13 protein-coding genes and 1 pseudogene are annotated in these 12,519 nt (G+C 65.1%); 13 read left to right on the top strand and 1 reads right to left on the bottom strand.

The genetic code is table 11. The annotated features are described in order from the left end of the window. Nucleotides 1-35 precede the first annotated feature (35 nt). The 13 genes from BST42_RS22180 to BST42_RS22125 all read left to right on the top strand — a co-directional run bounded on the left by BST42_RS22180 (nt 36) and on the right by BST42_RS22125 (nt 12,280). Nucleotides 36-908 carry an LLM class flavin-dependent oxidoreductase gene (locus tag BST42_RS22180; RefSeq protein WP_083121485.1) on the top strand — a complete coding sequence of 291 codons (873 nt, stop codon included), beginning with the start codon at nt 36-38 and terminating at the stop codon, nt 906-908. A gap of 8 nt (nt 909-916) precedes the next feature. Then, nucleotides 917-1,546 carry a dTMP kinase gene (locus tag BST42_RS22175; protein WP_083121595.1) on the top strand — a complete coding sequence of 210 codons (630 nt, stop codon included), beginning with the start codon at nt 917-919 and terminating at the stop codon, nt 1,544-1,546. 72 nt (nt 1,547-1,618) lie between these two features. Further along, complete coding sequence (mtrA, locus tag BST42_RS22170) at nt 1,619-2,305, top strand: two-component system response regulator MtrA (RefSeq protein ID WP_071947075.1); 687 nt, start codon at nt 1,619-1,621, stop codon at nt 2,303-2,305. Between the two features lie 22 nt (nt 2,306-2,327). Beyond that, nucleotides 2,328-3,998, top strand: a complete 1,671-nt coding sequence (gene mtrB / locus BST42_RS22165; protein ID WP_083121484.1) for an MtrAB system histidine kinase MtrB — start codon at nt 2,328-2,330, stop codon at nt 3,996-3,998. Next, on the top strand, nt 3,995-5,761 hold the full coding sequence (gene lpqB / locus BST42_RS22160; protein ID WP_083121483.1) for an MtrAB system accessory lipoprotein LpqB: 1,767 nt from the start codon (nt 3,995-3,997) through the stop codon (nt 5,759-5,761). The genes mtrB and lpqB overlap by 4 nt, the downstream gene beginning before the upstream one ends. A gap of 11 nt (nt 5,762-5,772) precedes the next feature. Further along, nucleotides 5,773-6,303 carry a VOC family protein gene (locus BST42_RS22155; protein WP_083121482.1) on the top strand — a complete coding sequence of 177 codons (531 nt, stop codon included), beginning with the start codon at nt 5,773-5,775 and terminating at the stop codon, nt 6,301-6,303. A gap of 81 nt (nt 6,304-6,384) precedes the next feature. Next, nucleotides 6,385-6,705 carry a WXG100 family type VII secretion target gene (locus BST42_RS22150; RefSeq protein WP_165760898.1) on the top strand — a complete coding sequence of 107 codons (321 nt, stop codon included), beginning with the start codon at nt 6,385-6,387 and terminating at the stop codon, nt 6,703-6,705. Continuing rightward, nucleotides 6,698-6,988 carry a WXG100 family type VII secretion target gene (locus BST42_RS22145; protein ID WP_083121480.1) on the top strand — a complete coding sequence of 97 codons (291 nt, stop codon included), beginning with the start codon at nt 6,698-6,700 and terminating at the stop codon, nt 6,986-6,988. The genes BST42_RS22150 and BST42_RS22145 overlap by 8 nt, the downstream gene beginning before the upstream one ends. Nucleotides 6,989-7,010: 22 nt before the next feature. Next, nucleotides 7,011-9,737 (top strand): ADP-ribosyltransferase, encoded by a 2,727-nt coding sequence (locus tag BST42_RS22140; protein ID WP_083121479.1) that lies wholly within the window; start codon nt 7,011-7,013, stop codon nt 9,735-9,737. Beyond that, a complete protein-coding gene (locus BST42_RS29405; protein ID WP_133057502.1) occupies nt 9,737-10,330 on the top strand; it encodes a hypothetical protein in 594 nt (197 codons plus the stop codon). Before BST42_RS22140 ends, BST42_RS29405 begins: the two co-directional genes overlap by 1 nt. Nucleotides 10,331-10,333: 3 nt before the next feature. Continuing rightward, on the top strand, nt 10,334-10,792 hold the full coding sequence (locus BST42_RS22135) for a hypothetical protein (RefSeq protein WP_083121478.1): 459 nt from the start codon (nt 10,334-10,336) through the stop codon (nt 10,790-10,792). Between the two features lie 62 nt (nt 10,793-10,854). Beyond that, nucleotides 10,855-11,418 (top strand): hypothetical protein, encoded by a 564-nt coding sequence (locus BST42_RS29400; RefSeq protein ID WP_133057501.1) that lies wholly within the window; start codon nt 10,855-10,857, stop codon nt 11,416-11,418. A gap of 106 nt (nt 11,419-11,524) precedes the next feature. Beyond that, the gene (locus tag BST42_RS22125; RefSeq protein ID WP_083121476.1) at nt 11,525-12,280 is read left to right on the top strand and encodes an SseB family protein; all 756 of its coding nucleotides are present in this window, start codon (nt 11,525-11,527) and stop codon (nt 12,278-12,280) included. Nucleotides 12,281-12,293: 13 nt separating this feature from the next. Here the strand turns inward: BST42_RS22125 and BST42_RS29915 are convergent. Beyond that, nucleotides 12,294-12,519, bottom strand: a pseudogene (locus BST42_RS29915) (hypothetical protein); the annotation flags it as partial.

Below are 12,519 nucleotides of genomic sequence, written 5' to 3'. Positions count from 1 at the left end.
TCCGTTTAACGGTATCGCAGAACCGGGAGGACTCCATGAGCCACGATCACGCGCGGTTCGGCATCATGACCGCGCCCCAGCAGGTCGGCTATCACGACATTGCGAGAGTGTGGCGCGAGGCCGATTCAATTCCCGAAATCGAACATGCCTGGCTGTTCGATCACCTTCTTCCCATCGCCGGTGACCCCGGCGGCCCCATCTTCGAGGGGTGGACACTCTTGTCGGCGCTGGCGGCACAGACTGAGCGACTCCGGCTCGGACTTCTGGTCACGAGCAACCGATTTCGCCCGCCGGCGGTATTGGCCAAGGTCGCGACGACGGTCGACATCGTCTCGGACGGTCGCCTCGATTTCGGCATCGGTGCGGGATCACGGCCGTCGCATCCGGCTGCCCGCCGCGAATACGACGCGCACGGGCTGCCCTACAACGACGCCGAGCACGCGGTCACCGCGCTCTCCGAGGCGTGCACCGTCATCCGCCGATTGTGGACGTCGGACGAGCCCTTCGACTTCGACGGGGACGTCATCAAACTTCAAGGCGCGTATGGCAATCCGAAGCCGAAGCAGCGTCCGCATCCGCCGATCCTGATCGGCGGACAGGCTACGTCGACGCTGCGGGTCGTCGCCGAACACGCGAACATCTGGAACTTCTCCGGAACTGACGTCGCCGAGGGGGCCCGCCGCAGCGCGATGCTCGACGGGTTCTGCGCCGAGATCGGCCGCGACCCGGCAGCGATCGAACGTTCGATCACCGTAGGCGTCGACTACGACGCCCCTGCCGCGACTCGTTCGGCGATCAGGCAGCGACTCGACGCGGGGTTCACCCACCTCATCTTGATCGTGCCCGCGCCGTATCCGGCCGGCGTCGCGCGGTGGGTGGCGGACGAGCTGATCACCGCTCGGGCATGATGGCGGCCGTGCTCATCGTCATCGAGGGACTCGACGGGGCCGGCAAGCGGACATTGACTGCCGGACTTCAGCGCGCCTTGGAAGCCGACGGCAAGTCGGTCACCACGCTGGCCTTCCCCCGCTACGGCCAGTCGATCCATGCCGACCTGGCCAGTGAGGCGCTGCACGGCCGGCACGGTGACCTGGCGTCGTCGGTGTATGCGATGGCGACGCTGTTCGCCCTCGACAGGGCCGGGGCGATCGATCACATCGCCGATCTCCGTCGCAGGCACGACGTGGTGATCCTGGATCGCTACGTCGCCTCCAACGCGGCGTACAGCGCGGCCCGATTGCATCAGGATGCCGCGGGTGAGGCGGTGTCGTGGGTGGGCGACCTCGAGTACGGCCGGTTCGGCCTGCCCAAACCCGATCGGCAGATCCTGCTCGACGCGTCGGTCGAGTTGGCCGCCGAGCGGGCCAGGCACCGGGCCCAGCAGGAGGTCGACCGGGCCCGCGACGCCTACGAGCGCGACGACGGACTGCAGCGCCGGACGGGCGCGGTGTACGCCGAACTCGGTGCCGCTAACTGGGGTGGGCCCTGGTCGATCGTCGCCCCGGACGTCGATCCGGAGGCTTTGGCGGCCTCGCTGCTGGGTTAGAGGACCCCACCCAGCGGAAATGTCGCAACTCGCCCGTGTGGTAGCCGGGGTTTGTCGCAATTCGGTGACACCATGGACACCATGAGGCAAAGGATTCTCGTAGTCGACGACGACCCATCGCTGGCCGAGATGCTCACCATCGTTTTGCGTGGCGAGGGTTTCGACACCGCGGTCATCGGCGACGGCTCGCAGGCGCTGACGGCTGTGCGTGAGCTCCGCCCCGATCTGGTGTTGTTGGACCTCATGTTGCCCGGCATGAACGGCATCGATGTGTGCCGGGTGCTGCGCGCGGACTCCGGCGTGCCGATCGTCATGCTCACCGCCAAGACCGACACGGTGGACGTGGTGCTCGGCCTGGAGTCGGGCGCCGACGACTACGTGATGAAGCCGTTCAAACCCAAGGAGTTGGTGGCGCGCGTCCGTGCCCGGCTGCGGCGCAACGAGGACGAGCCGGCCGAGATGCTGTCGATCGCCGACATCGACATCGACGTGCCGGCGCACAAGGTCACCCGGGAGGGTGAGCAGATTTCGCTGACCCCGCTCGAGTTCGACCTGCTGGTGGCGCTGGCACGCAAACCACGCCAGGTGTTTACTCGAGATGTGCTGCTCGAACAGGTGTGGGGATATCGCCACCCCGCGGACACCCGTTTGGTGAACGTGCATGTCCAGCGGTTGCGGGCGAAGGTCGAGAAGGACCCGGAGAACCCGCAGGTGGTGCTGACCGTTCGAGGAGTGGGTTACAAGGCCGGACCGCCGTGATGCGCTCGGAGGAGCGCCGCAGGTGATGTTCGGCTCGAGGCGGCGCATCCGCGGTCCGTGGGGACGATCGGGTCCCCTGGTTCGGGGTACGAGTGCGCTGAGTCGAGCACTGGGGTTGATCTGGCGCCGGTCGCTGCAGTTGCGGGTGGTTGTGCTGACGTTGGGTCTGTCGGCCGCCGTCATCGTGGCCCTCGGCTTCGTGCTCACCAGCCAGATCACCAACCGGGTGCTCGACGTCAAGGTCCACGCGGCGACCGAGGAACTGGACCGGGCGCGCAACACCGTCAGCGGAACGGTCAGTGGTGAAGAGGCGCGGTCTCTGGACAGCAGCCTGCAGCTGGCGCGCAACACCTTGATCTCCAAGACCGGCCAGTCGTCCGGGGCGGCCCTGGCCGGCACGTTCGACGCGGTGCTGATGGTCCCTGGTGACGGACCGCGGGCGGCCACCGCTGCCGGGCCGGTCGACCAGATCCCGAAATCGTTGCGCGACTTCGTCAAAGCCGGCCAGGTCAGCTACCAGTACTCGACGGTGCGTACCGACGCGTTCAGCGGCCCGGCGCTGTTGATCGGTACGCCGGCACCGTCACGCGTGCCGAATCTCGAGCTCTACCTGATCTTCCCGCTCAACAACGAAGAAAACACGATCACTCTGGTGCGTGGCACCATGGCCACCGGCGGGTTGGTCCTGCTGGTGCTGCTGGCCGGGATCGCGCTGCTGGTATCGCGCCAGGTCGTGCTGCCGGTGCGTTCGGCGTCCCGGATCGCCGAGCGCTTCGCCGAGGGCCACCTCTCCGAGCGGATGCCGGTGCGTGGTGAGGACGACATGGCCAGGCTGGCGGTGTCGTTCAACGATATGGCCGAGAGCCTGCAGCGTCAGATCACCAACCTCGAGGAGTTCGGTAATCTGCAGCGCCGCTTCACCTCCGACGTCAGCCACGAGTTGCGCACCCCGCTGACCACGGTGCGGATGGCGGCCGATCTGATCCACGATCATTCCGAAGAACTGGACCCGGCGCTGCGCCGGTCCACCGAGCTCATGGTCAATGAGCTCGACCGGTTCGAGACTCTCCTCAACGATCTGCTCGAGATCTCCCGCCACGACGCCGGCGTCGCCGAACTCTCGGTCGAAGCAGTCGATCTGCGATCCACGGTCAACAGCGCATTGGGCAACGTCGGGCACCTGGCCGATGAGGCCGGTATCGAACTGATGGTCAACCTGCCGGACAGCGAGGTCATCGCCGAGGTCGACGCCCGCCGCGTCGAGCGCATCCTGCGGAACCTGATCGCCAACGCGATCGACCATGCCGAGCACAAGCCGGTCCACATCCGGATGGCCGCCGACGAGGACACCGTCGCCGTCACGGTCCGCGACTACGGTGTCGGCTTGCGCCCTGGCGAGGAGAAGCTGGTGTTCAGTCGGTTCTGGCGTTCGGACCCCTCCCGCGTGCGTCGGTCCGGCGGAACAGGTTTAGGCCTCGCGATCAGCATCGAGGATGCCCGGTTGCACCAGGGCCGACTCGAGGCCTGGGGCGAACCCGGCAAGGGTGCCTGCTTCCGGCTGACCCTTCCGCTCGTGCGTGGCCACAAGGTCACAACCAGCCCGTTGCCGCTCAAACCCGTTGCTGCAGAACGCGATAGTCGCAAGGACTTGCGCCAGGTAAGGCAGCGGGAGCCGGCGGGGGAGAGCGTGTGAGACGCCGGCTGCTGGCCCTTTTGGTGGCCGGGCTGGTCGCGATTACCACAGGCGGATGTGCCGGAGTACCGAATTCCTCTGCGCCGCAAGCGATTGGAACCGTCGAACGACCCCAGCCCAAGAGCCTGCCCAAGCCGACCCCCGGGATGGACCCCGACCAGTTGCTGCGGGAATTCCTCAAGGCCACCGCCGACCCGGCGAACCGGCATCTTGCCGCGCGACAGTTCCTCACCGCTTCGGCCTCCAGCGGATGGGATGACCAGGGCAGTGCGCTGCTGATCGACAACGTCGTATTCGTCGAAACCCGGTCCACTGAACGGGTTGCGGTGACGATGAAGGCCGACATGCTCGGGTCGCTCTCCGATGTGGGCGTTTTCGAAACCGCCGAGGGCCAACTGCCCGACCCGGGTCCGCTGGAGTTGGTTCAGACGCCCGACGGCTGGCGGATCAACAAGCTGCCCAACGGGGTCTTCCTGGACTGGCAGCAGTTCCAGGCCACCTACAAGCGCAACACCCTCTACTTCGTCGACCCGACCGGCAAGACCGTCGTTCCCGATCCGCGCTATGTGGCGGTGTCCGACGGCGACCAGCTGGCCACCGAATTGCTCAACAAATTGATCGCCGGGCCACGCCCGGAGATGGCGCGCTCTGTGCGCAACCTGTTGGGGCCGGTGAAGATGATGGGTCCGGTGACCCGCGCCGATGGCGGCAAGACGGGGATCGGCCGCGGCTACGGCGGCGCGAAGGTCGACCTGGAGAACCTGACCACCACCGATCCGCACAGCCGGCAACTGCTTGCCGCCCAGATCATTTGGACGCTGGCGCGGGCCGACATCAAGGGCCCGTATGTGATCAACGCCGACGGCGCGGCTCTGGACGACCGCTTCGCCGAGGGCTGGGACACCACCGATGTCGCGGCCACCGATCCGGGCGCCGTCGACGGCGCCGCGGCCGGGGTGCACGCGCTGATCCGCGGATCGCTGGTCTCGCTGGACGGGCAGCGGGCCACACCGGTGCCCGGTTCGTTCGGCCAGATGAATGATCAGGTGTCGGCGGCCCTGTCGCGGACCGGCCAGGCGATCGCGTCGGTGACGGTGCAGCGGCCCGGGGCGCCGGACATGCTGTCCTCGCTGTGGATCGGCCCGAATGGCGCAGTTGCGGCGAAAGCCACCGACGCCCGCTCGTTGACGCGGCCGTCCTGGGCGTTGGACGACGCGGTGTGGGTGGTGGTGGACGGTAACAGCGTCGTCCGCGTGATCCAGGAACAGGCATCGGGGCAGCCCGCGCGGATCCCTGTCGACTCCGCAGCCGTGGTGTCCCAATTCCCCGGCGCGATAACCGAATTGCAACTTTCCCGGGATGGCACTCGGGCAGCCATGGTGATCAACGGGCAGGTGATTCTGGCGAACGTTGAGCAGACCCCGGCCGGCGAGTTCTCGTTGACCTATCCGCGGCGGCTCGGTTTCGGGCTGGGGTCGTCGGTTGTGTCGCTGTCGTGGCGCACCGGTGACGACATCGTCGTCACGCGAACCGATGCCGCGCACCCGGTCTCGTACGTGAACATCGACGGGGTGAACTCCGACGGGCCGAGCGGCAACATCGTGATGCCGGTAACCGCGGTCGCGGCCAATCCTGCGGCGGTGTACGTGTCCGACAGTCGCGGAGTGTTGCAGCTGTCGGGTAACAGTGCCGAGAACAGCCAATCCTGGTCGGATGTACGGCCTTTCCTGACGCCCGGCGCGGTGCCGGTGCTGCCCGGCTGAGAGGAGATCTGGTGCCCGGACCTGTATTGCCCGGCGTGATCCGCCAAATCGGTTACATCGTGCAGGATTTCGACGCCGCTCTGGCGACCTGGCTGGAACTCGGTGTCGGTCCGTTCTACGTGCTGCGCGGTATCGAGCAGACGGGAATCTACCGCGGCCAGGAGTGCACGGTGAAGCTGACACTGGGGTTGGCCAACAGCGGCGACTTGCAGATCGAGGTCATTCACCAGGACAACGATGCGCCGTCGATCTACTCGGAGTTCACCTCGGCGGGTGGGGACGGTTTCCACCAGCTGGCCTATTGGGCGCAGGACTACGACGCCGCGCTGGCGGCCGGGCAAGCGGCAGGGTGGCCGGTGGTGTGGTCGGGTGGCGATCCGGGCACGGCCCGCTACGCATATTTCGAACCGCCGCCCGGGACGGCGGCGACGATCATCGAGCTGATGGAGCTCACCCCGGCGACGATCGGAATGGGTGAGCTGGTGCGCCAGGCAGCCGTGGACTGGGACGGCAGCGAGCCGATCCGGACGCTGTTCGGGTAGCGGTGCCTGCGGGTTTTTGACCTTGACCCGCTGCTCAGAGGTGAATTGTGGCGGCGGTGTCAGGCCAGTAGCGTTTGCTCTGTGAGTGGAACTGGCGATGGCGGCGTGCTGAAGGTCGACCCTGCGGTTCTCCGGGCGGCGTGCGAGGCATTGACCGCGGGGGCGCAGCATTTGCAAGCTGGGCTGCGCGAGCTCGACACCGAGGCGCAGCAGGTGCTGGGGACCTGGGAGGGGTCGGCCGGCGGATCGTATGGCACCGCGTGGAAACAATGGCATGACGGATCGCTGAAAGTGCAGCAGGCGCTCGCGACCATCGCGGAGCGGCTCGGTCAAGCCGGCCAGGCCTTCGAGGCTCACGAGCAGGCCTCGGCGTCGGAGCTGCGGGGAGTTCACCGTGGCTGAGGCATTCTCCGTCGATCTCGACCGGCTGGCCGACATCGTCGAGCGGATGGCGTCCTACCAGACGGTGGTCGATTCAATGCTCGAAGAGTGTGATGCTGTGGTGGCCAACCTGCATGCGCAGTGGGAAGGTGCCGCCAGTGAATCCCATGCCGCCGTCCACAAACAGTGGAAGGAAGGCGCAGACATGATGCGAAATGCGCTGAGCCAGTTGCGGTCCGCCGGGCAGCATGCGCACACCTCCTACAGCGGCGCGGTCGAGGCGAACCTGAAAATCTGGGGCTAGATCATGTCCGCTACGAGGCGCCATGGGTGAACCGTTGCGGGTCGATCCGCCCGCGCTCTCGGGTGCCGGCGCAGCCGTCGGTGAGGTGAGTGGCGCGATCGTGGCCGCGGTGGGCTCTTTGACCGGTTCGTACAACGCAGACACCGGGCAGGATGCGGCGGGAACCGCTTTCGGCTTCGCGTATCAGGACTCGGCGCGCGCGTTGATCGACGGTGTCGCCAAGGGGATCAATGCCCTGCAGCATGTCGGCTATCTGATTCAGGGTTCGGCGACCAACTATTCGCACGCGGAGGCCGCCGCAGACATCGGCGGCGGGGCCGCTCCGCTGCCGGCCCCGGTCGCTCCGCCGCAGTATTCAGCACCAGGCGGAGACCCAGATGTCAACGGTCCCGGTCAAACTCCGCCGGTGTTGTGGTATCTCGTCGAGTTTCTGGTCGGGGACTGGTGGCCCAACGGTGAGCCCACCGAGCTCAGGGCGGCCGCGGCCGCGTGGTCCGTTTTCGCCACCCCGCTCTACGGGGTGGCTGCGGCGAACTCCGGTGCCTACGCAACCATCGATGCACAGCAGATGCCCGACAAGGAGCCGATGAAAGCGGCTGTGCGCGATGTCGGGACCGCGATGGCGTCGCTGGCCGGCGAGGCGCAGCAGATCGCCAGCCAATTGACCAGTTTCGCAAACGATGTCGAGACAACGCAGAACGCGATTCGCGACCTGTTGAACAAGCTGAAGGATGTGGTGGGCTCGGTCATCGACCAGGGCATCATGGGCACTGTCTTCGAGCTGATCACCGGCGACGCCGAAGAGAAGATCCAAGAGGTCGCCGACGATATCAAAGCCGTGATCGCCAACCACAAGCGGCAGTCGGCCGCCCGTAAAGATCTGCTGGCGCAGCTGAACAACAGCATCAAGAACTACACGCGCGCAATGGAAATCGTCACGCGCGTCGAACTGGTCAAGTATCTCGGCGAGGATGCCGGCCGGGTCGCGGCCAACATCAACGACGCATTCACCGATGCGACGACCGGCGCCTCGCTCAGTGCGATCAATACGGTCGGCGGATTGGTGACGGCATTCGATCCTCTCGGTGATCCGAAAGGCACATGGGAGAACATCGAAAACCTGAGCAAGATGGCTCTGACGTTCAACCCGATGACTGCTCCGACGGCGTTCGCGATGGATCCCGAGGGCTCCATCGACATGGTCAAGAACGTCACGCATTTCGACGACATCTTCACCAGCAACCGGCCGTTCCTCGGGCTCGGTGAGCTGGGATTTGACGTCGGAACCGCAGTCATACCCGGGGGAGCGGGTGTCAAAGCCGCCGGAGGCGCACGTGCCGCGGAGGGGGCAGCCGCGCGTGCGGAGATCGGCGCCACCGAGCGCGCTGCCGGTGAGGTGGCCGGGATATCCTCTGCGGCAGGGAGTTTACGCAACGTCGCAGGCGACATTGACCGCGTCACATCGAAACTCGATGACCTGAACAAGACCGGTCTCGACGGCGGCAAGCCGCCGTCCGGGAGCCCCGGCCCGCTGCCGAAGCCGGCGGAACCGGGGCCCCCGCCGACACCGCGTGACCCTGCGCCTGGGCCGGCGGGCGGGAAGCCGACATCCGCTCCGGCTTCGGGTGATCCTGTTTCCCCGCCAGTGACCCATACGCCGGATGGCGCCCCGGCGCCGAAGACTGAAGTGCCCTCTGCACCTGCGACTTCCGAGTCGGCACCGGCCGGTGCGCCGGTGAGTGAACCCGCTCCTGCTCCTAGCGGACCATCTGGTGGCCACCCGTCCGCACCTCCGATGGACGCGCCAGGCGGGCCGCCGTCTGGCGGCATGCCGCACGGCGGGGATGGTGGTACCCCTAACGGGGGCGGAGGAGGCGTGCCTGAGATTGCTCCTCCCCACGGTGACGGCGGCGGTGCGCCTCACGGTGGTGGAGGTGTTGCGCACGAGGGCGGGTCTCCGCACGGAGGCGGTTCAGTCCATGACGGGGATGGCCATGGAGTTCCGCAGGGAGATCGCCAGCCGAATAACCCACCACACACCGGGTTGCATGATCCGCCTGCCAATCACGGGGTACCCGGTGACCAGTTGCCGGACCTAGCCGAAATCGACAACGAGTTTCGACTTCCAGACGGAAGTATTGATCCGTCGCGGTTCTCTGAGTGGGCTCAGTCTGTATCGGACGCCTATCCAGCTCTCAGCAGAGACCAGATTGAGGCGATATACAAGTACACGACGGAGAACTATCAGAGCATTAATCCGTACCTTCGAAACATGGACGATCTAACGCCGTTCCAGCAGCAGATGCTGGGGTCTGAATCGGTTGGGGCCATGACGCAAGAGCAACGTTTGGCTATGGAATCGCAGATATCGCAGACCGACGACGGACTGGCCGGCTTGCCGCCGTATCGCGGCGACCTGTCAGATCTGACCTCCACGACTTGGCGTGGACTCCGCGCACCGGACTCGTTACTCAGTCAATTGAAGGAGGGCGACATCTTTCAAGACCCTGGTTACCTCAGTTCCTCGTTGAACGAGCGCGTGGCCGAGTCCTTCGCGCGCGGAGCGGGCGATGGCGAAACACCGACACTGTTGACCGTATTGGGTGACAACGGTGTGAACGTGGCTCCGCTGTCTAGGTGGACCGACGAAGCTGAGATCCTTTTCCCGCGAGGATCTAACTTCGAAGTAATCTCTCGCGAACTTGGTGCTGATGGGTTATTGCGCATAGTGATTAGGCAGGTCAGGTGATGGGAAGTCCCGAAGAGAGCGCGTGCGGTGAGGTGTTGGAATCTCCTGCTGTATTGGCAGATTGGCTATGGCGGCATCTGCGAAAAGGTGAAGGTCTGACCCACCCGTACGCGCGGAAGTTGGAGATCTCCAACTACCGCCCGACCCACTCACTGTGGACGGCGTGGACGGAGGATCGTCTGCTCACGTTCGCAGCCGGGCTAGTAGCGATTCAGCGCCCAATTCGCGCAGCGTCGAACGGAGTGGTGGTGGAGCTGCCGGGGAGGGTGGTCACAGTTGCGGCGAATCGAAGCGCTCCGGGTGACGGTCCGCCCGATGCTTACCTCCTTCAAATCGACGTCCGTAAACCAGCCGACTACACAGGGGATACGCCCGAGGTAGTTGTCGAAATTGTCCGCAATCTTCTCGCTCCTGCGCCCGCCCCAATCAACGATGACCGGGTTCAGATCGGATTTCCGGGGCGGCCGGGAGGCGCGACGATATACGTCGGCAGCTGGCAATGGGATGTACACGGCGAGGCTCGTGAGACTGAATTTGTAAACCGCGCCGCAGCAGCCACGTTGGCGGCGATTGAAGCTGCGGAAGAGGGATAGGCCATGGCTGACGACATCCTGACAGCTTTGTCGGCACTTCCCGCGATGCCGACAATCACATATCGGGGTATGGCGGGTCCGAGGCCGAACGCGTCCTTCACGCTCAGTGGGATCCTGCCCACTTCGATGGATCCACGAGTCGCCAGTGAGAACTTCACCGCCGAATGGTTGGCCGCAATCGTCAGCATCACGGGTCGTCTTGTAGCGCCGTTCGCGCGCTATCGCGAGGAGCAGGAGATCGCCATGCTTCCAGGCACTTTGCTTTTGCTCGCCGGCTCGGTGGATGTGCCAGGTCTGCCAGGCAGTGTGGTGCTTCTTGCGGAACCGGGCGATGCGCCTGGGCTGCCTGCTGATTCGTCGGCACTGAAAGAAGCTGTCATTCAACAGGTCACGGCCGCTCTGGCGCGACCAGACGTCACGGTTAACACGCCAGGTCGGTTCGCATTCCGCCCACCACCGTGAATCGCCCCGGTGCGGGCACCAAGGAACTCGAGGTATCCACACGAGATTCCCTAGGGAGACAGATGTATTCCAGTGAGAATGGGGCTGCTGCGGAATGGCAGAATCTGTTGGCTCGGTACGAGAAGTGGCGCCGCGTCTACGCACTCGCGGGAAAGGCGCCCAGAGACGACCCGGTGTGGGAGGCGGGACGGCTACACCTGCGATCCGGATTTCCATATCCGGGGTGGGCCGGATTTATTTTGCAGCCCAACGACGTGGGATGGGCGGTCCTGAGGGTTACAAGCGAGCGTCGGAATGAACCACTCGAGTCCCTCTGCGGTGTTTTCTCGTCCGTTGATGAAGCAGGCAAATACATCGTGCTCAAAGTGGGTGAGTATTTGAGAATCGACCTTCGACTCGACCCAATCGAATGGGCATGGGAGGACTCCGGGCTAGATCAGCGGGTCCGCCAGCTGTCCATCGAACAATACGTCTCGAGATTCGAGTTGAAGGATGACCCCAGCAGATACTTTGTGCTTCAAGTTGGTGGCGTCCAGCCGGTGAATAAACTATTGACCCTTTCGTACGACGAGCTAGATGCATTGCTCCTCGAAGGGATGCCCGAATCGGTGCTATCGGGGTTATGACATGACGGCGCTTCGAGAAGCTGCGGGAACTGCCCGCGGCCTGTCGTGTCTATCGGTCAGTGCTACGGCTCGTACTCGGGGCGTAACCGTCTGATGGCAAGCTGACATGAAACTGGTCGACAACACCATCGTCCGCGCGGCCGTCGCATCCTTTGCGGCACAACCGAACCAGGCGGCCGCGCTGGAAGTCCTGCGATCCTGCATGTTCGGCGATCTCCTGTTGGACACCACAGGCTCCGATGCGCCGACTGCGACCGGCTTCGCGCCCGGCGCACGGTTGCAGATCCGTCGCGGCACAGGGCCGGACGGCAAAGGTGCACTCTTCGCGTTCACGCGCAACGAAGAGATCGCGCGCCTTCACCCGCCCGGGACAGCCACCATGTCGCTGGTCAACCCGGCAGTTGGCGTACTCGAACTCGCCAAGTCGCAGCAGGATGCCTGGCTCTACATCGATCCCGCCGGACCGACCTGCGCGATCTCGGCGGCCGAGATCGACTTCGCATTGCGCAACCCCAACAACGAGCAACTCAAAGCTGCCACGGTGGATTTCAATGCTGGACGCATCGACCGGCAGGCAGTGCTCGCCTTGCTCAGGCAGGACAGCCCGTTACTTCTCGGGGTCGACGAGACATCGCAGCCCGGGGAGATGAGGTTTCGCGCGACCGCGATGCCGGACGGGTCGCCCGGACTCTTCGCCTTCACCAGCGCCCCAGAGGTCTTGGCGCACAACGCCGCCGACGCTGTCATGGCGAGCACAACCACCATGGCAATCGAGATAGCCCGCAAGGACGGCTACAGCGGCCTGGTCATCAATCCCAGCGGCCCATATCTCGCGGTCACGCTGGCGGAACTCAACGCCTGACCGCCCACCCAACTTAGTTCTCCGGTGGCGCCTTGGGTTGGAAGGGTTGGTACCACTTCCATTGGGCGCGTTCGCCGGTGGGTCCGGGGCAGGGCGGGACGTCCGGTGGTGGGTGGTTCGGCGGCCGTGCCAGAGATCGCGACGTGAGTGGGTCGCCGTCGCTGTCGAGGACGGTGAGTTGGTGGGCGGGTCCGGTGATGGTGATGTCGCCGTGGTGGTGTGCTCGGTGGTGGTAGGGG

This window comes from Mycolicibacterium rhodesiae, assembly GCF_002086695.1.
GTDB lineage: Bacteria > Actinomycetota > Actinomycetes > Mycobacteriales > Mycobacteriaceae > Mycobacterium > Mycobacterium rhodesiae.
Note: the sequence above shows the minus strand (reverse complement) of the source record. Positions and strands in the feature narration are given on the sequence as shown.